The 18268-nt window shown below is 73.9% G+C and carries 13 protein-coding genes and 2 pseudogenes; 9 read left to right on the plus strand and 6 right to left on the minus strand.

From position 1 onward, the window contains the following. Window positions 1–19: 19 nt before the first annotated feature. A pseudogene (locus Prubr_RS02455) lies at window positions 20–2035 on the plus strand (bifunctional adenosylcobinamide kinase/adenosylcobinamide-phosphate guanylyltransferase); the annotation flags it as partial. Between the two features lie 52 nt (window positions 2036–2087). Continuing rightward, entirely contained in the window at window positions 2088–2858 is a 771-nt protein-coding gene (cobS, locus tag Prubr_RS02460; protein WP_212821177.1) for an adenosylcobinamide-GDP ribazoletransferase, read from the plus strand. A gap of 133 nt (window positions 2859–2991) precedes the next feature. Here cobS and gcvT read toward each other — a convergent pair whose 3' ends face one another. After that, window positions 2992–4128, minus strand: coding sequence for a glycine cleavage system aminomethyltransferase GcvT (gene gcvT, locus Prubr_RS02465; RefSeq protein ID WP_212821179.1), 1137 nt, complete (start codon window positions 4126–4128; stop codon window positions 2992–2994). A 202-nt stretch (window positions 4129–4330) separates the two neighbouring features. Between gcvT and Prubr_RS02470 the strand changes: the two genes are divergently transcribed. Next, on the plus strand, window positions 4331–5905 hold the full coding sequence (locus Prubr_RS02470) for a leucyl aminopeptidase (RefSeq protein ID WP_212821180.1): 1575 nt from the start codon (window positions 4331–4333) through the stop codon (window positions 5903–5905). Window positions 5906–5961: 56 nt separating this feature from the next. Here Prubr_RS02470 and Prubr_RS02475 read toward each other — a convergent pair whose 3' ends face one another. Further along, complete coding sequence (locus Prubr_RS02475; RefSeq protein WP_212821182.1) at window positions 5962–6285, minus strand: hypothetical protein; 324 nt, start codon at window positions 6283–6285, stop codon at window positions 5962–5964. A gap of 225 nt (window positions 6286–6510) precedes the next feature. Here Prubr_RS02475 and lpdA point away from each other — a divergent pair, with 225 nt between their 5' ends. From lpdA to Prubr_RS02490, 3 genes are all read left to right on the plus strand, one after another. Next, window positions 6511–7902 carry a dihydrolipoyl dehydrogenase gene (lpdA, locus tag Prubr_RS02480; protein WP_212821184.1) on the plus strand — a complete coding sequence of 464 codons (1392 nt, stop codon included), beginning with the start codon at window positions 6511–6513 and terminating at the stop codon, window positions 7900–7902. Between the two features lie 73 nt (window positions 7903–7975). Continuing rightward, window positions 7976–9802 (plus strand): 2-oxoglutarate dehydrogenase, E2 component, dihydrolipoamide succinyltransferase, encoded by a 1827-nt coding sequence (gene sucB, locus Prubr_RS02485; RefSeq protein WP_212821186.1) that lies wholly within the window; start codon window positions 7976–7978, stop codon window positions 9800–9802. A gap of 886 nt (window positions 9803–10688) precedes the next feature. Next, entirely contained in the window at window positions 10689–11591 is a 903-nt protein-coding gene (locus tag Prubr_RS02490; protein ID WP_212821188.1) for a TIGR01777 family oxidoreductase, read from the plus strand. Window positions 11592–11669: 78 nt separating this feature from the next. On the opposite strand, the pseudogene Prubr_RS02495 reads toward Prubr_RS02490, so the two are convergent. The 3 genes and pseudogenes from Prubr_RS02495 to Prubr_RS02505 all read right to left on the minus strand — a co-directional run bounded on the left by Prubr_RS02495 (window position 11670) and on the right by Prubr_RS02505 (window position 14687). Then, window positions 11670–13096: pseudogene (locus Prubr_RS02495) on the minus strand (extracellular catalytic domain type 1 short-chain-length polyhydroxyalkanoate depolymerase). A gap of 194 nt (window positions 13097–13290) precedes the next feature. Further along, window positions 13291–13683, minus strand: coding sequence for an SCO5389 family protein (locus Prubr_RS02500; protein WP_212821192.1), 393 nt, complete (start codon window positions 13681–13683; stop codon window positions 13291–13293). A gap of 35 nt (window positions 13684–13718) precedes the next feature. Next, window positions 13719–14687 carry an ATP-binding protein gene (locus tag Prubr_RS02505; protein ID WP_212821194.1) on the minus strand — a complete coding sequence of 323 codons (969 nt, stop codon included), beginning with the start codon at window positions 14685–14687 and terminating at the stop codon, window positions 13719–13721. Window positions 14688–14934: 247 nt separating this feature from the next. Between Prubr_RS02505 and Prubr_RS02510 the strand changes: the two genes are divergently transcribed. Further along, the gene (locus tag Prubr_RS02510; RefSeq protein WP_212827367.1) at window positions 14935–16680 is read left to right on the plus strand and encodes a DUF6311 domain-containing protein; all 1746 of its coding nucleotides are present in this window, start codon (window positions 14935–14937) and stop codon (window positions 16678–16680) included. Beyond that, window positions 16670–17083 (plus strand): NUDIX hydrolase, encoded by a 414-nt coding sequence (locus tag Prubr_RS02515; protein ID WP_212821196.1) that lies wholly within the window; start codon window positions 16670–16672, stop codon window positions 17081–17083. Before Prubr_RS02510 ends, Prubr_RS02515 begins: the two co-directional genes overlap by 11 nt. 7 nt (window positions 17084–17090) lie before the next feature. Here Prubr_RS02515 and Prubr_RS02520 read toward each other — a convergent pair whose 3' ends face one another. After that, entirely contained in the window at window positions 17091–17552 is a 462-nt protein-coding gene (locus Prubr_RS02520; protein WP_212821197.1) for a hypothetical protein, read from the minus strand. A 72-nt stretch (window positions 17553–17624) separates the two neighbouring features. Here Prubr_RS02520 and lipB point away from each other — a divergent pair, with 72 nt between their 5' ends. Next, the gene (gene lipB / locus Prubr_RS02525; protein ID WP_212821199.1) at window positions 17625–18263 is read left to right on the plus strand and encodes a lipoyl(octanoyl) transferase LipB; all 639 of its coding nucleotides are present in this window, start codon (window positions 17625–17627) and stop codon (window positions 18261–18263) included. The last annotated feature ends 5 nt before the right edge of the window (window positions 18264–18268 follow it).

An 18268-nucleotide genomic window follows, 5' to 3' on the forward strand; every position in this document is an offset into this window, starting at 1 on the left:
CGGCCTTAAGGTACGGGGCATGTCCGTTGACGGGTTGCACACGGTTCTCGTACTCGGCGGGATCCGGTCCGGCAAGTCCGAGTTCGCCGAATCCCTGGTTGCCGACGCGCCGGGTGTCCGGTATGTGGCCACGGCGCCCGAGGTGCGCGACGACCCGGAGTGGACCGCCCGGATCCGGGCGCACCACGAGCGGCGGCCCCGGTCGTGGACGACCGAGGAGGCCGTCGCCGACCCGTCCGAGCTGGCCCGGCTGCTCGGCACCGCGCTGGCCGGGGAGACGCTGCTCGTCGACGACCTGGGTGGCTGGGTGACGGTGCTGCTGGACCCGGTCCACCAGCCGGCCGACGACCGGGCGACGATCGACGAGCTGGCGGTCGCGGTACGCGACTGCGCGGCCCGGCTGGTGCTGGTGAGCCCCGAGGTGGGGCTGTCGCTGGTGCCGACGAACCCGATCGGGCGGGCGTTCGCCGACGCGCTCGGTTCGACCAACCAGGCCGTCGCGGCGGTCAGCGACGCGGTGGCGCTGGTCGTCGCGGGCCAGCCGACCTGGCTGAAGACGCCCGCGGCGCCGCCGACCGCCGCTGCCGCGCCCGTCGGTCCGGCCGCCGGCGGCACCGGCCCGGCCGCGCCCGGTGCCGGGTCGGCCGCCACGGGCGGTGTCCCCCTCGGCAAGGCGCCGGTCGACGCCGCCCCGGCGCTGCCGGCGGTCTCCCCCGCCGTGCTGACGCCGGCCGCCCCGCCGGCCGGGCCCGCCCCCGCGCCGGCCGGCAACGCGTTGACCGCGCCCACGATGACCCTGCCGATGGTCTCGACCGGACTGGTCATCCAGCCCGGCATGGAACTGCCGATGCCCGACGAGTACGCCGGCCCGCAGGCACTCGACCGGCTCGCCGAACTCGACCTGCCCGGCACCGGCCTCGGCGACCTCGAACAGGTCGTCAGGTTCGCCGCCGCCACCCAGGGCGTCGCCGTACCCCGGCCCTGGCAGTCGGTGCGCGTGCTGCTCCTGCACGGCGACCACGCCGGGGGCAGCGCCGCCGGCGTACGGCCGGACGAGTCGCGGCGCCGCGCCGACCAGGCGCGGGCCGGCGCCGGCGCGCTCGCCGGGCTGGCCGCCGGACTCGGGGCCGGCCTGCAGGTGGTGGAGGCGCCCGCCGCCGCGCCGATCGAGGACGGACCGGCGCTGCCGGCCGACGCGGTCGACACCGCCCTGCGGTACGGCTGGCGGCTCGCCGAGGAGGCCGTCGACGCCGGCGTCGACGTGCTCGTACTCGGCTCGTGCGGGACCGGCACGGAGGCGGCCGCGGCGGCGGTGCTGGCGGTCACCACCGGCGCCGAACCGGCGGCCGTGCTCCCGCGCGTGGTCACCGCCGGCGGCCGGATCGACGACGACGCCTGGATGGCGCGGTGCGCGGCCGTACGCGACGCGCTGCGCCGCATCCGCGGCGGATCCCGGGGCGCCAGGGACGTGCTCGCCGACGTCGGCGGCGGCGACATCGCGATCGCCACCGGGGTGCTGCTCGGCGCCACGGCCCGGCGTACCCCGGTGATCCTCGACGGTCCGGTCGGGGTCGCGGCGGCGCTGATCAGCCGGGACCTGGCCGGCCAGGCCCGGCACTGGTGCCTGCTGCCCGACCACGGCCGGCACCCGGCGGTCCGGCTCGCCGCCGACGTACTCGGTCTCACCCCGCTGCTCGACCTGCGGCTCGACCTCGGCGAGGGCGCGAACGCGCTGGCCGCGCTCCCGCTGCTGCGTTCCGCGCTCGGCCTCGGCGGCACGCTGCCGCCGCGCCCGGGGGCCGACGCCGGGACCTTCGCGCCGGCCGGTGCCGCCCGACCGGCCCCCGCCGACGAGGGCGAACCCGTCGAGGTCTCCGGCCCGCCGCTGGAGGACGGCAGCGAGCGGGGAGACACCGTCGAGCGGGAGTTCGACGAGCGGGAGTTCGTCGAGCCGGAGCCGGCCGGGCCGGGCCCGGCGGCCCCCGCCGACCGCCCCGAGCCGCAGCCGGACGACCAGGGGGGCCGGGCGAACGGCCGGCACGACGCGGAGCGGACGCGCGGCGAGACCGCCGGGGAGCCCGCGCACGGTGGCTGAGCGGCGGTTCGGGGCCGGTATCCGGCTCGCCGTCACCACGTTCACGGTGCTGCCGGTGCCGGCCGGCCGAATCGACCGGGCCGCCGCCGGCGTCGCGATGGCCGTGGCACCGGCCGTCGGCGCCCTCCTCGGCCTCGTACTGGGCGGGGTCCTGGTCGGGCTGTCGGTGGCCGCCGCCCCGGCCCCGCTCGCCGGTGCGGTCGTGGTCGCGCTGGGCGCCCTGCTCACCCGGGGCCTGCACCTGGACGGGCTGGCCGACACCGTCGACGGGCTGGGGTCGTACCGGGACCGGGCCGGCGCGCTGGAGATCATGAAGAAGCCGGACGTCGGACCGTTCGGGGTCGCCGCGCTGGTGCTCGTACTCCTGGTGCAGGCCGCCGCGCTGGCGGACCTGGCCGGGCGGTCGCCGGGCGCGGCGCTCGCCGCGGTGGTCGTGGCGACCGCGACCGGCCGGCTGGCGGTGACCTGGGCCTGCCGTCGGGGCGTGCCGGCGGCCCGCCCGAACGGCCTGGGCGCGCTCGTCGCCGGCACCGTCGGCCGGCCGGCGCTGGCCGTCGCGACGGCCGGCGTCGCGCTCGCCGCCGTCGCCGCGGTGCCCGGCCGTCCGTGGCAGGGGCCGGCCGCCGTACTGGCCGCCGTGGCCGTCGCGGTGCTGCTGGTCGCCCACGCGGTACGCCGGCTCGGCGGGGTGACCGGGGACGTGCTCGGCGCGGCGGTGGAGGTCACCACCACGGTCGCGTACGTCGGCCTGGTGCTGGGCTGACTCCACCGGGTCCGGCGGGGTCAGCCCACTCATGATCGTCTGCGGCACAGGCGTTCCCTGCCCGGCGTGTCGACGGCCTGAGCCGCAGACGATCGAGGGGCGCGACGGGCCGCGCCGCAGGGGCGCGGGCCGGCTAGCGGACCGACGGCTTGACGAACGGCGGGCGGACCACCCGCATCGCCGACCGCCGGCCCCGGACGTCTACCTCGACCGTGTCCCCCTCGGCCAGCCCGGCGGCGGTGTCGAGCAGTGCGAGACCGATCCCGACCCGCCGGGTCGGCGAGAACGTACCGCTGGTCACCTCGCCGACCACCGTGTCACCGGCGTACACCGCCATGTGCGGGCGCGGGATGCCCCGGTCGAGCGCGAGCAGGCCCCACAGCGTCCGGCGCGGCCCGGCCGCCTTCTCGGCGACCAGCGCGTCGCGGCCCCAGAACGCCGGCTTGTCCCAGCCGACCGCCCAGCCCGACCGGGCCTGCACCGGCGTGATCGACGGCGACAGGTCCTGGCCGTGCAGCGGATACCCCATCTCGGTCCGCAGGGTGTCGCGGGCGCCGAGGCCGCAGGCCCGGATGCCGTACGACGCGCCGGCGGCGAACAACGCGTCCCACACCGCGACCGCGGCACCGGCCGGCACCACCAGTTCGTAGCCGTGCTCGCCGGTGTAGCCGGTACGGCACACGGTGAGGTCCGCCCCGCCCAGCGTCGCCGGCGCGAAGCTCATGTAGTCGTGCCCGGTCGGCAGGTCGAGGGCGGCCAGCACGTCGGCCGACCTCGGCCCCTGGACGGCGAGGACCGCGTGGTCGAGGTGCTCGTCGGTGACGGTCAGCGCCGGCGGGGCGGCGGCCCGCAGCCGGCGGACCACCTCGGCGGTGTTGGCCGCGTTCGGGACGAGGAAGACGTGGTCGTCGGCGTGCAGGTAGGCGATGATGTCGTCGACCACGCCACCGGTCGCCGCGTCGCAGCACAACGTGTACTGCGCCTGGCCCGGCCCGATCCGGCGCAGGTCGTTGGTCAGGCTGGCGTCGACGAAGTCGGCCGCACCCGGCCCGGCGATCCGTGCCTTGCCCAGGTGCGACACGTCGAAGACCCCGACCGCCTCCCGTACGGCCGCGTGTTCCTTGAGGACGCCGCCGCCGGCGTACTCCAGGGGCATCTCCCAGCCGCCGAAGGCGGCGAACCTGGCACCGAGCGCGGTGTGCCGGTCGTGCAGGGGTGAGCGGCGCGGCGGGGCGCCGGGGGTGGTGGCGCCGGTCGAGTCGTCGGTCATGGTGGGCAACCTACCCGGCGCCCGGCGGGGGCGCGGTGCCCGTCCCGTGGGCGGCGCACCGCTGACCTGGACCGCGGTGATGCGTCCACGATCGGACGTACGGGTACCGGGACATGACCGGCGGGAGACGGGTAGGTTGCGCCGGAGACGTTCATCGCCGCACCGCACACGATGCGGGCGGCCAGGCCGCCGGAGACGCCGAGTGACATCGCCCAACAGCACCACCCTCAGCCTGGTCGACACGGATCCCGCCGAGCTCGCCGTCGACGCGATCGTCATCGGCCTGCACAGCCGGACCGAGCCGGAGGACGGTCCGGCCGGCACGCTGCTGCTCGCCACCGGCGCGGAGAGCATCGCCGTGGCGTTCGACGGCCGGCTCACCGAGACCCTGGCGTTGCTGGGGGCGACCGGTGCGCCGGGTGAGGTGACCAAGCTGGCCACCCTGGGCACAGTGACCGCTCCGCTGGTCGCGGCCGTCGGGCTCGGCCCGGAGCCGAGCGGCGCGGCGCCGGCGCCGGAGACGCTGCGGCGCGCCGCCGGTGCGGCCGTACGGGCCCTGGCCGGCGCGGGCACGGTGGCGCTGGCGCTGCCGCTGCCCGACGACGAGGACGCCCCGTCCGCGCTGCGGGCGGTGGCGGAGGGCGCGCTGCTCGGCGGCTACCGCTTCGCCGGCTACAAGACCAAGCCGCAGCCGGGCCGGCGGGAGCCGGTCGGGTCGGTGCTCGTGCACGTGCCGGACGCCGCCGACGGGGTGGCGGAGGGCGAGGTGGCCCGGGCCCGTGCGGTGACCGCCGCGGTGGCGCGCAGCCGCGACTGGGTCAACACCGCGCCCAACGAGCTGCGGCCGCCGGCGTTCGCCGACGAGGTCGCCGCCGCCGCCGGCGCGGCCGGGCTGACCGTCGAGGTGCTCGACGAGCGGGCGCTGGCCGACGGCGGGTACGGCGGGATCGTCGCGGTCGGGCAGGGCTCCGAGGCGCCGCCGCGGCTGGTGAAGCTGTCGTACGTGCCGGACGTGGCGCCGGAGGCCGGGGCGGCCCGGCGGGTGGCACTGGTCGGCAAGGGCATCACCTTCGACACCGGCGGTGTCTCCATCAAGCCGGCGCAGGGCATGTGGGAGATGAAGTCCGACATGGCCGGTGCGGCGGCGGTGGCCGCGACGATGCTGGCCGTGGCGGCGCTGCGCCCGGCGGTGGCGGTGACCGCCTACCTGCCGATGGCGGAGAACATGCCGTCCGGCACCGCCTACCGGCCGGGCGACGTGGTCACGATGTACAACGGCAAGCGGGTCGAGGTGCTCAACACCGACGCCGAGGGGCGGATGGTGCTCGGCGACGCGATGGCCCGGGCGTGCGAGGACGGCGCCGACTATCTGCTGGAGGCGTCGACGCTGACCGGCGGCCAGGTCGTGGCGCTGGGCAAGCGGGTCTCCGGCGTGATGGGCACCCCGGAGCTGTGCGAGCGGGTCCGGACCGCCGGCGACGCGGTCGGCGAGCCGGCGTGGCCGATGCCGCTGCCGGACGACGTACGCAAGGGCATGGACTCCGACGTGGCGGACATCTCGCAGGTCAACGCGGGGATGGACCGGGCCGGTCACATGTTGCAGGGCGGCGTGTTCCTGCGCGAGTTCGTGACCGACGAGGTGTCGTGGGCGCACATCGACATCGCGGGGCCGTCCTACCACGCGGGCGAGCCGACCGGCTACTGGACCAAGGGCGGGACCGGTGTGCCGGTGCGTACCCTGCTCGAACTGATCGACGACATCGCGGCGAACGGCTGACACGTACCGCCCGGCCCCGTCGTCCTCGCCGACGGCGGGGCCGGACAGTCTCCGGGTCAGCCGTCGGGACGGCGCTTGCGGCGCTCGTTGAAGTCACGCATCCGCTGCGGGTAGCCGACCAGGCGGACGTCGTAGATCGGGATCGCCAGCTTGTGGGCGAGCCGGCGGGCGGCCTCCGGACTCTCGATCCGCCGCCGGGTCCACTCACCGTCGTACGCGATCAACATCACGGTCGTCTCGGTCATCACCGTACGGGGTTCGATGAACGCCTCGACGCCCCGCCGTGACCGGACGAACTCCTCCAGGTGGCCGACGTCCTCGCGGGCTGTCGGCCGGTCCCCCGTGCCGCCGCTGGATCGCTTGCGCCGAAACCAGGCCACCCGACCTCTCCTCCCCAGGGGCTGTCGCGTACGTCACTCGACGAACGGCCGTCGTGTGGTTCACTTCGGCCGTGCGTGACGACACGGGCAAGCGTACGTCCCGGCGACGTGTCGTTGGGCACCTCGTTACCCGACCTGCCAGCGCAGGTGACAAGATGACCGAGGCGAGTCTGCCCGTTTACATCGGATGACCCTCGTAGCAGCGACGCGACCTGGGAGTAAATTGTGAGTGAGCCGAACGGCGGAACCTTCGACGTCGTCATTCTCGGCGGCGGCAGCGGCGGTTACGCGGCCGCACTGCGGGCCGCGCAGCTGGACCTGACGGTCGCGCTGATCGAGAAGGACAAGCTCGGCGGCACCTGCCTGCACCGTGGCTGCATCCCGACCAAGGCCCTCCTGCACGCCGGTGAGGTCGCCGACCAGACCCGCGAGTCCGAGCAGTTCGGCGTCAAGGCGGAGCTGATCGGGGTCGACATGGCCGGCGTCAACGCCTACAAGAACGGCGTCGTCTCCCGGCTCTTCAAGGGCCTGACCGGCCTGATCGGCGGGTCCAAGAACATCACCGTGGTCAACGGCGCGGGCCGGCTGGTCGGCCCGGACACCGTCGAGGTCGACGGGAAGCGCTACACCGGCCGCAACGTCATCCTGGCCACCGGCTCCTACTCGCGGACGATCCCCGGCCTGGAGGTCGACGGCCAGCGGGTGATCACCAGCGAGCACGCCCTCGAACTCGACCGGGTTCCGGCGTCGGCGATCGTGCTGGGCGGCGGCGTCATCGGCGTCGAGTTCGCCAGCGCGTGGAAGTCGTTCGGCGTCGACGTGACCGTCGTCGAGGCGCTGCCCCGGCTGGTGGCGGCCGAGGACGAGGAGTCGTCGAAGGCGCTGGAGCGGGCGTTCCGCAAGCGCGGCATCGCCTTCAAGGTCGGCAAGCCGTTCGAGAAGGTCGAGCACACCGACAGCGGGGTCAAGGTGACCATCGCCGGTGGCGAGGTCCTCGAGGCCGAGCTGCTGCTGGTCGCGGTCGGCCGTGGCCCGACGACCGCGAACCTCGGCTACGAGGAGCAGGGCGTCCGCCTCGACCGCGGGTTCGTGCTGACCGACGAGCGGCTGCGCACCGGGGTCGGCAACATCTTCGCCGTCGGCGACATCGTGCCCGGCCTCCAGCTCGCCCACCGCGGTTTCCAGCAGGGCATCTTCGTCGCCGAGGAGATCGCCGGCCGGAACCCGGCGGTCATCGACGAGAACGGCATCCCCCGGGTCACCTACTCCGACCCGGAGCTGGCGTCGGTCGGCCTCACCGAGGCCAAGGCCAAGGAGAAGTACGGCGCCGACAAGGTCAAGACCTACAACTACAACCTCGGCGGCAACGGCAAGAGCCAGATCCTCAAGACCACGGGCTTCGTCAAGCTCGTGCGGGTCGAGGACGGCCCGGTCGTCGGCGTACACATGGTGGGCGCCCGGGTCGGGGAGCTGATCGGTGAGGCCCAGCTCATCTTCAACTGGGAGGCCTACCCGGCCGAGGTGGCACAGCTCGTGCACGCCCACCCCACCCAGGGTGAGGCGCTCGGCGAGGCACACCTCGCGCTGGCCGGCAAGCCCCTGCACGCGCACGCCTGACCATCGTTTTTCCCGCGCCCGGCCAGCCAGGCCGGGCGACCTTCGCACCAGGCCACAAAAGGAGTCTTGAGAGATGCCGGTATCGGTCACCATGCCCCGGCTGGGAGAGAGCGTCACCGAAGGCACCGTCACCCGCTGGCTCAAGCAGGAGGGCGACCGGGTCGAGGTCGACGAGCCGCTGCTTGAGGTCTCGACCGACAAGGTCGACACCGAGATCCCGTCCCCCGCGGCGGGTGTGCTCAGCCGGATCGTGGTGAGCGAGGACGAGACCGCCGAGGTCGGCAGCGAACTCGCGGTGATCGCCGGCGAGGACGAGGCCGGCGAGAGCGGCGGCGGCGCGGAGCAGCCGGCCGCGGAGCAGCCCGCCGAGCAGCCGCCGGCCGAGGAGCCGGCCGCGGCGCAGCCGTCGGCCGAGGCGGAGGAGCCGGCCGCGGCGCCCGCGCCGGCCGCCGAGGAGAAGCCGGCCGCGCAGGCCGGCGGGGAGACCACGGTCGTCCGGATGCCGGCGCTCGGCGAGAGCGTCACCGAGGGCACCGTCACCCGCTGGCTGAAGGAGGTCGGCGAGCAGGTCGAGGCCGACGAGCCGCTGCTCGAGGTCTCGACCGACAAGGTCGACACCGAGATCCCGTCGCCGGCGGCGGGCACGCTGCTGGAGATCAAGGTTCCGCAGGACGAGACGGCCGACGTCGGTGCCGAGCTGGCCGTGATCGGCGCGGCCGGCGCCGCGCCGTCCGGCGGCGAACCGTCCGGTGGCGCCCCGGCCGCGCAGCCGGAGGAGCCGACCGCGGGCGCGTCGTACGCCTCGCCGGCTCCCGAGGCGGAGAAGGCCGCGGAGCCGGCCAAGGCCGAGCAGGCCGCCCAGCCCGCGGCGCCGAAGCCGGCCGCCCCGAAGCCGGCCGCCCCGGCTCCGGCGGCCCCGGCCGCTGCGGCGCCCGCGCAGGCCAACGGTGCCGCCGAGGGTGGCTACGTCACCCCGCTGGTCCGCAAGCTCGCCGCCGAGCACGGCGTCGACCTGGCGTCGCTGTCCGGCACCGGGGTCGGTGGCCGGATCCGCAAGCAGGACGTGCTCGACGCGGCCGAGAAGGCCAAGGCGGCCGCCGCACAGCCGGCTCCCGCCGCGGCCAAGCCGGCCGCCGCTGCCGCCAAGCCGGCGCCGAAGGCCGAGCCGAGCCCGCTGCGCGGCCGTACGGAGAAGATCACCCGGACCCGTGCGGTGATCGCCAAGCGGATGTTCGAGTCGTTGCAGACGTCGGCGCAGCTCACCACGGTGGTCGAGGTCGACGTGACCAAGATCGCCAAGCTGCGTCAGCAGGCCAAGAACGACTTCCAGCAGAAGAACGGCGTCAAGCTGTCCTTCCTGCCGTTCTTCGCCCTGGCCGCGATCGAGGCGCTGCGGACGTACCCGGTGGTCAACGCGCAGCTCGACCTCGACGCCGGGACCATCACCTACCCGGACGGCGAGCACCTGGGCATCGCGGTCGACACGGAGAAGGGTCTGCTGGTTCCGGTCATCCGCGACGCCGGTGACCTCAACCTGGCCGGCCTGGCGCGTCGGGTCGCCGACGTCGCCGAGCGCACCCGCAGCAACAAGATCGGCCCGGACGAGCTCTCCGGCGCCACCTTCACGCTGACCAACACCGGCAGCCGGGGCGCCCTGTTCGACACCCCGATCGTGCCGTCGCCGCAGGCCGCCATCCTCGGCACCGGCGCGGTCGTGAAGCGGGCGGTCGTGGTCGACGACCCCGACCTGGGCGAGCTGATCGTGCCGCGCTCGATGATCTACCTGGCGCTGTCGTACGACCACCGTCTGGTCGACGGCGCGGACGCGGCCCGCTTCCTCAGCGCGATCAAGGAGCGCCTGGAGGCCGGCAACTTCGAGTCGGAGCTGGGCCTGGCCTGAGGGTCCTGACCAGCCGGGGCGGGCCAGCATTGCTGGCCCGCCCCGCCGCTTTCCCGCCAAGATCCGCGTGATCAGGGAGTACGTCGAGCGTGTCGTCGGCGTGCCGGAGTGCAAACTCCCTGATCACGCGGATCTTGTGGCGGGGTGGGGTGGGGTGGGCGGGGTGGGGTGGGGTGGGGCCGCCTGGGCTGGCGGCACCCTCCGGCGACGGGACGGCGTGGTGATCGCCTGCTGCTCAGGCACTCCCGGCACGGCGTGTCGGATGCCTGAGCAGCAGACGATCAACGCCGGTCGCCGGCTCGGCTCCGGGCGGGATGCAAACAGCCGGCTCAAGCCCGGGCTGGAGCCCCAACAGGCGGCTCATCGCCGGACGGGGCCAACAGGCGGCTCATCGCCGGACGAGGCCAACAGGCGGCTCATTGCCCGACGTGGGCCAACAGGCGGCTCGATGCCGGGCGGATGCCGACAGCCGGGTTCGGCGCCGGTGGGCGGGATGCCGCTGTCGTGGTCCACAGCGAGTTCGGCGTATCCACATCGAATCCGCTGTGGACTTCACCAGTCCCCCCTGCTCCCAGATCGCCACCCGCGAAGACCACGGAAACGCCGGTGGTCGGTCGGCACGCAGAGCAGCCGTCCCCGGCGGCGGTAGGCCCGTAGCGGCTCCGGCCCTCGCGACGGGGTCTTCAGGCCGGCCCACCGTCCTGGCTTGCCCCTGACTCCCGTAGCACCCCGGCCCCACACCACCCCCCGCACACCTCACCACCTGTCGGCGCACGACACACTCCCAAGATCTCGGTGATCAGGGAGACACGGGCACGACGCGCCGATGACACGCTCGACGTACTCCCTGATCACGCGGATCTTGGGTTTCCGCAAAGATGGGCGTATGCGGATTCTGATCGCCGGCTCGTCCGGCTTCCTGGGCAGCCGGCTGGTCGCGCACCTCACCGACGAGGGGCACGAGATGCTCCGGCTCGTCCGCCGGGAGCCGCGCGGACCGGGCGAGGTCCGCTGGAACCCGTCAGCCGGGGAGCTCGACCGGGCCGTACTCGCCGGTGTCGACGCGGTGGTCAACCTGGCCGGCGCCGGCGTCGGTGACCGGCGCTGGACCGACGCGTACAAGTCGCTGATCCGGTCCAGCCGGGTCGACACCACCTCGACGTTGGCCCGGGCGGTCGCCGCCCTGCCGGCCGCCGACCGCCCGAGGGTGCTGCTCAACTCCTCGGCGGTCGGCTGGTACGGCGACACCGGCGACGAGCGGGTCGAGGAGGACGCGCCGGCCGGCGAGGGCTACCTGGCCGACGTGTGCCGGGTCTGGGAGGCGGCCACCGGCCCGGCGGAGAATGCCGGGGTACGGGTGGTCCGGCTGCGTACCGGCTATCCGCTGCACCGCGACGGTGGTTTCATCCAGCCGCAGTTGCTGCCGTTCAAGGCGGGCATCGGGGGCCGGTTCGGCAGCGGCCGGCAGTGGGTGCCGTGGATCTCGCTCCACGACTGGCTGTGGGCGGTCTCGTTCCTGCTCGACCGGGACGATCTCGCTGGCCCGGTCAACCTGGTCGGCCCGGCACCGGTGACCAATGCGGAGTTCACCGACGTCTTCGCCGCCCAACTGCACCGGCCGGCGATTCTGCCGATTCCCGCGTTCGGGCTGCGGATCGTGCTCGGCGAGTTCGCGATCGAGGCGCTGAGCAGTGCCCGGGTGTTGCCGGGGGTGCTGTCCGGCGCCGGCTTCGAGTTCCGCCATCGGACGCTGCCCGAGGCGATGCGGGCCGCATTCCCCGAGCCATGATCCGCGTGATCAGGGGAGATTGACCGCGCCGCGCCGACGACACGCGCGATTTGGTCCCTGATCACGCGGATCATGGGGTCAGCAGCCGATTACCCAGGTCTGGGGGCGGTCTGCTTCAGGGCTGTGGTGTGGAAGGTGTTGTAGAGGCCCATCCGCTGGGCGGAGCCGAGGGCGTACGCGTACCCGCCGGAATGGTAGGCACGGCCGGCTTGGACGTGCGCGTAGTTGCTGGCGGTGACGCAGACCGGAGCCGTGCCGCCGGTCGTGGCCGACACCGTCGCGGAGCGGGCGCCCTCGCCACCGGCACCGACCGCGCTGACCGCGTACGTGTAGGTGGTGGCGGCCGCCAGGCCGGAGTCGACGTGGGTGGGGCCCGGGACCGGGTTCGCCGTCACCCGGGTGCCGCCCCGGTAGACGTGGTAGCCGGTGGCTCCGGCGACCGCGGTCCAACGCAGCGAGACCGAGGCGGTGGTGGTGCCGGCCACCGCGAGTCCGGTCGGCGCGGCCGGGGCGCCGGGGTTGCCGGGTCCGCCGGGTCCGCCGCCGCCGTCGAGGCCGAAGAAGAGCGCGTCCCGGTACGCCGAGCAGATCGTGTCGAGGAAGTAGGCCGCCGCGGTGCCGCACTGCTCGGCGCCGGTGCCCGGGTCGACCGGGGTGCCGTGCCCCATGCCGGCGACCCTGTAGAGGCGCACCTGGTCGGCGCCGTACGTCTCCAGGGTGGTGCCGGCGGGCAGCGTGGCCGTGCTGGTCGGGGTCTGCGGTACGCCGAGCACGTTGGTGAACTGGTCGCGCAGCGCGTTGCCGTTGGCCGGTACGACGACGGCGTCGGACTGGCCGTGCCAGATCGCCACCCGCGGGCGGGCGCCGGTGTGGCCCGGGTGTCCGGCGCGGACCAGGTCGCCCCACTGTTGCGGGGTCTTGCTGACCGCGGTGTACATGCAGGTGTATGCGTTGACCTGGGAGGTCGCGCAGCGGTACGGGATGCCGGCGACGACGGAGCCGGCCGCGAAGATGTCGGGATAGGTGGCGAGCATCGCGGCGGCCATCGCGCCACCGGCGGACAGCCCGGTGACGTGGACGCGGGCCGGGTCGCTGCCGAAGGTGCCGACCGCGTGGTCGACCATCTGCTTGATCGACAGGGGTTCGCCCTGGCCGCGGGCGGTGTCGCCGGCCAGGAACCAGTTGAAGCAGGCGTTGGCGGCGTTGGCCGAGCTGGTCTGTGGATAGACGACGGCGAAGCCCCACTGGTCGGCGTACTTCTGCCAGCCGGAGTTGGCGTGGTAGGCGGCGGCGTTCTGGGTGCAGCCGTGCAGCGCGACGACGAGCGGGGCGCCGGCGGGCAGGCCGTCGGGCCGGTAGGCGTACATGGACAGGTTGCCGGGGTTGGAGCCGAACCCGGTGATCTGGGTGAGGGTGGCGGCCCGGGCCGGCGTCGCCACGGCGAGCACGGTCGCGGCGGCGATCAGCGCGACGGCGAGGGCGCGGGCGAGCCGGTGGGGTGGCACGGTGGCGGGACGACGCACGGCGGCCTCCTGGCGATCGACTGTGGGTTGAGTCACTCCCGATTGCCGAGAAGTTACGGGCCGATGTCATAAAGATGACATAGCGGACCGTCACACATTTATCAGCGCCGTTGTGTGGCAGCGCCGGCCGCCGTCCGCGAACGCCACCCCGGCGACGTTCGCGGACGGCCGCGCGGTCAGCAGTCGCGCAACTCCGGCGACTGGTTGCGGATCTGGGCCTCCGGCGAGACGAACCTCCGGTACGTGTCCCCGCCGACCGCGGCGAGCGGGAACGCGGCCACCCGGTGGCAGTTCTGGAACGCCAGTTTCACCCCGAAGTGGCGCTCCAGGCCGCCACGGATCGCGTCGCTGGCCAGCGCCCGCAGCAACTGGCCGCGCTCGGCCTCGCCGGGCGGCGGCACCGCGTGGTCGGCGAACTGGGCGGTGCCGGTCGCCGCGCGGGCGGCCACGTCGGACACCACCGCCCAGGCGTACGGCAGCGAGTGGCGTACGCAGTCGACGAACTCGGCGTCGTCGATCTCACCGGTGGCAGCCCGCGAAAGCAGGGCGGCGGGTACGTCGAGTGACATGGGAACTCCTTCGTGGAACGGGAGGACGGAACGGGTCAGCGGGCCGCTCGAACCAGCGGGTCGGGTCCGAGCACGTAGTCCGGGTCGACCTGGCGGGCGAGGTCCTCGCCGACCTTGTCGTTGGCCCAGGCGTTGGCGTTGCGCAGGTGGAACTCCACCGCCTGCCGGGTGTAGGTGGCCCAGTCCTTGGTGGCGGCGTCGGCGGTCGCCCGCAGCACCTCCAGGGCCTGGCGGTTCGCCGGCTCGAGCGCGTCGACCGGACGTACGTGGCCGCGCTCGGCCGCCTTGACGTAGGCGGACCGGCCGATCCAGGTGAGCAGGTCGTCGCCGACGTGTTCGCGCAGGAACGCGACGTCGGACTCGTCGTCGACCTTGTTGCCGACCACGTGCACGCGTACGCCGAAGTCGCGGGCGTGGCCGACGTACTGCCGGTAGACGCCGACGCTGCGCACGGTGGGCTCGCAGACCAGGAAGGTGGCGTCGAACCGGGTGAACAGGCCGGAGGCGAACGAGTCGGCGCCGGCGGTCATGTCGACCACGACGTACTCGCCGGGGCCGTCGACGAGGTGGTTGAGCATCAGTTCGACCGCGCCGACCTTGGAGTGGTAGCAGGCGACGCCGAGGTCGGCGGTGGCGAACGGGCCGGTGACCGCGAGACGTACGCCGCCGACCTCGCGCACCAGGGCGTCGTAGACGGGGTTGGGGCCGGTGACGGTCAGCAGGCGGGAGCCGCGGCCGGGCGGGGTGGTCTTGACCATCGCGGCGGTGGAACTGATCCGCGGGTTGTCGCCGCGCAGGTGTTCCTTGATGTCGGCGAGGTGGTCGCCGAGCGCGGGCAGCAGGACGGCCTCCTCGTCGCTGGCGCCCAGCGCCACCGCGAGGTGCTGGTTGATGTCGGCGTCGATGGCGAGCAGCGGGGCCGGCAGGGCGGCGAGATGGCGGGCGAAGAGGCCGGCGAGCGTGGTCTTGCCGCTGCCGCCCTTGCCGACGAACGAGGTCTTCACGGGTACGGGTCTCCAGGAGAGATGATGCACGGACTATTAAAGTGATAGTCATTTTCAATAACGCGGTCAAGGTTACCCACGAACCGGGCGTGTCGGGCACGTCTTGGTAACCTGGGCCGTGCCGATCGCTCCCACCCCGGTCACCGGGCCCAAGCCGGACGACACCGAACGCCCGACCGCCGGTCGGGCCGCCGGGCAGACCGCGCCGGGCACCACCGGCCGCCGCCGACCCGGATGGCGGGTCGACCTGCTCCTCGCCGCCGTCGCGATCGGGCTCGCCGCATTCGTGACCAGTGGCCTGTGGACCGACCTCGGCCAGCGGTCGCTGACGGCCAGCACCGGCGACCAGACGTTCTTCGAATGGCTGCTCGCCTACGGCCCGTACGCCCTCACCCACGGGCAGGACCCGCTCTTCGCCGACCTGCTCAACGTCCCGTACGGCGTCAACCTCGGCATGAACACCTCGATCACCGTGATCGCGATCGTGTTCGCGCCGGTCACCTGGCTCTTCGGCCCGACGGCCGCCTACGTCACCGTGCTCACCGCCAACCTGGCCGGCAGCGCCTTCGCCTGGTACTGGGTGCTCTCCCGGCACCTGGTCCGCGCCCCGCTCGCGGCGGCCGTCGGCGGGCTGGTCGCCGGGTTCGCCCCCGGTCTGGTGTCGCACGCCAACGGGCACCTCAACTGGACGGCCGGCTGGCTGGTGCCGGTCATCGTGTGGCAGGTGCTACGGCTGCGCCAGCCCGGCCGCTGGCTGCGCAACGGCATCGTGCTGGGCGTACTGGTCGCCGCCGGCTTCTCCATCGCCGCCGAGGGACTCTTCTTCACCGCCATCGCCTGCGGGATCTTCCTCGGCACCTGGGCGCTGTCGCGGGCCGTACGCGCCGAGGCCCGCGCCGCACTGCCGGACCTGCTGCGCGGGCTCGCCGTCACCGCCGTGACCTCGCTGCTCCTGCTCGCCTACCCGCTGTGGCTGCACTTCGCCGGGCCGCAGCGGTTCCACGGCACCGGATACGACCCGATCATCCACGCCGAGGACCTCGCCGCATACGTGGCGTACCCGATCCGGTCGCTGGCCGGCGTGCTCGGCCTGGACACCGAACTGGCCCCCAACCCGACCGAGGAGAACTCGTTCCTCGGCGCCGGCCTGCTGGTCCTGGCGGTCGTCTGCTTCGTCACGCTGTGGCGGCGGGCCGACCCGGGACGCCGGGCCACGCTGCGGGCCCTCGCGGTCACCGCCGGCGTGTTCACGGTGCTGTCGCTCGGCCCCAAGCTCAAGATCATGGGTACGGTCACCGGGATCCCGCTGCCGTACGCGCTGCTCGACGACGTACCGCTGTTCGACGCCGCGCTGCCCAGCCGGCTGGCGTTGGCGGTCGCACCGGTGTTCGCCGTACTGCTGGCCCTGACCGTCGACCGGCTGCGCGACGCACCGCCCTCCCGGGCGGCGACCGGCGCCTGGGTCGCCGGCTTCGCCGTGGCGCTGCTCCCCCTGACGCCGATGCCGCTGCTGACCATCGACCGGGACCCGGTGCCCACCTTCATCACCTCCGGCGCCTGGCGCGACCACGTATCGCCCGGCGGCGTGCTCGTACCGGTCCCGCTGACCCTCGACATCACCCCGGACGCGCAACGCTGGCAGGCGTACGCGCTGGCGCACCGGCAGGGCGAGTTCAAGCTGCCGAGCGGCTACTTCCTCGGCCCGGGCGGCCCGGACGGCCGGGGCCGGATCGGGCCGCTGCCACGCTTCACCGACGGGCTGCTGCTGGAGGTCGCGCGCAGCGGGGAGGTGCCGCCGATCGGCGACACCGAGCGGGCCGGCGTACGCGCCGACCTCGACTACTGGGACGCCGAGGTGGTGGTGCTGGCCGACCACGTGTTCGGTACGTCGTGGCCGGTACGGCAGGAGGCCCTGCTGGAACTGATGACCGACCTGCTCGGCCCGCCGGAGCGCGTCGAGGACGTCTGGCTGTGGAAGCCGAATGGGAACTGAGGCCGGCACCGCCGTCATCGACAAGCTCGCCTGGCTCCGGGTCGAGGACGGCCGCATCCTGAGCACCCGCTCGTACGGCAAGGACACCTACTACCTGCCGGGCGGCAAACGGGAGGCCGGCGAGACCGACCACGAGGCCCTGAACCGCGAGATCGCCGAGGAACTGCGGGTCGAACTGGTCGACGGCACGATCGAGTTCGCCGGGGTCTTCGAGGCGCCGGCCCACGGTCATCCGGACGGCGTCACGGTGCGGATGACGTGCTACCGGGCCGACTACCGCGGCGACCTCGAACCCGGGGCCGAGATCGAGGAGATCCGCTGGCTGGACCACTCGGGCCGGGAGGTGTCGTCCACGGTGGACAAACTAATCTTCGACTGGCTGCGCGGGCGGGGCGAACTGTAGCGGCCGGTCAGGCGTGGCCGCCGACGAAGCCGAGCACAGCGGCGGCGCCGACCAGGGCCAGCATCGCGAAGGCGACCAGCCGGAAGCGGCGCCGCAGGCCGGGCAGTTCGGCCGGCAGCGCGAAGACCCGGCGGGGCCAGCCCCGCCACGACACCCACCAGAAGAGCCCGCTGGCCACGGCGAGCAGGACCGCCTTGATCCCGACCAGCAGCCAGCCGGTCGTGGACAACCCGTCGGCGGCGGCCAGGCCGGTGAGCGCGATCCCGGACAGCCACAGGACGGTGACCAGCGCGAGCACCGGTCGCCGGTTGCCGTTGGCGAGCACCCGTTCGGCGTCCTCGATCCGTACCGGGTCGCCGTCGCACATCCGGGCGATCTTCGGCTGGAGCACGAACAGGCTGTAGCTCATCGCGCCCAGCCACAGCGCGGCGACCCCGGCGTGGACCAGCAGCAACACGACCGTCAGCACCGGACCAGGCTAGCGACCCCGGTGACCGGTCTCACCGGCCCGACCGGTGGGCGGCGGGACTACGCTGGCCTGGTGACCACCACAATCTCCGGCCTGACCGTCGTCGACGCCGGCGTCGTCGACTACCTGGCCGCCTGGGACGAGCAGCGCCGCCGCCACGAGGCCGTGGCCGCCGGCGAGGAGTCGGACACGGCGCTGCTGCTGGAGCACCCGAGCGTCTACACGGCCGGCAAGCGGACCGAGCCGTGGGACCGGCCGATGGACGGCACGCCGGTCGTCGACGTCGACCGCGGTGGAAAGATCACCTGGCACGGTCCGGGGCAGCTCGTCGGCTACCCGATCCTCCGGCTGCCCGACCCGATCGACGTGGTCGCCTACGTACGCCGTACCGAGCAGTTGCTGATCGACGTCTGCGCCGAGTTCGGACTGGCCACCGACCGGATCGAGGGTCGCAGTGGGGTGTGGGTGGCGGAGGACGACCGGGGTCCGGCCCGCAAGGTCGCCGCGATCGGCATCCGGGTGTCCAAGGGCGTGACCCAGCACGGGTTCTCCATCAACTGTGACTGCGACCTGACCGCCTTCGACCGGATCGTGCCGTGCGGCATCCGCGACGCCGGGGTCACCTCGCTGACCGCCGAGTTGGGCCGGCCGGTGACGGTCGCCGACGTACTGCCGGTGGTGCACCGCCACCTCCCCACCCTCCTGCCCTGACCGGA

The organism is Polymorphospora rubra, from assembly GCF_018324255.1.
Lineage (GTDB): Bacteria > Actinomycetota > Actinomycetes > Mycobacteriales > Micromonosporaceae > Polymorphospora > Polymorphospora rubra.

Bases quoted from the DNA above. Each gene is read 5' to 3' on its own strand.
- Prubr_RS02500 (WP_212821192.1), bottom strand. From the start codon at position 13,683: ATGTCACTCGACGTACCCGCCGCCCTGCTTTCGCGGGCTGCCACCGGT.
- gcvT (WP_212821179.1), bottom strand. From the start codon at position 4,128: ATGACCGACGACTCGACCGGCGCCACCACCCCCGGCGCCCCGCCGCGC.
- Prubr_RS02515 (WP_212821196.1), top strand. From the start codon at position 16,670: ATGGGAACTGAGGCCGGCACCGCCGTCATCGACAAGCTCGCCTGGCTC.
- Prubr_RS02490 (WP_212821188.1), top strand. From the start codon at position 10,689: ATGCGGATTCTGATCGCCGGCTCGTCCGGCTTCCTGGGCAGCCGGCTG.
- sucB (WP_212821186.1), top strand. From the start codon at position 7,976: ATGCCGGTATCGGTCACCATGCCCCGGCTGGGAGAGAGCGTCACCGAA.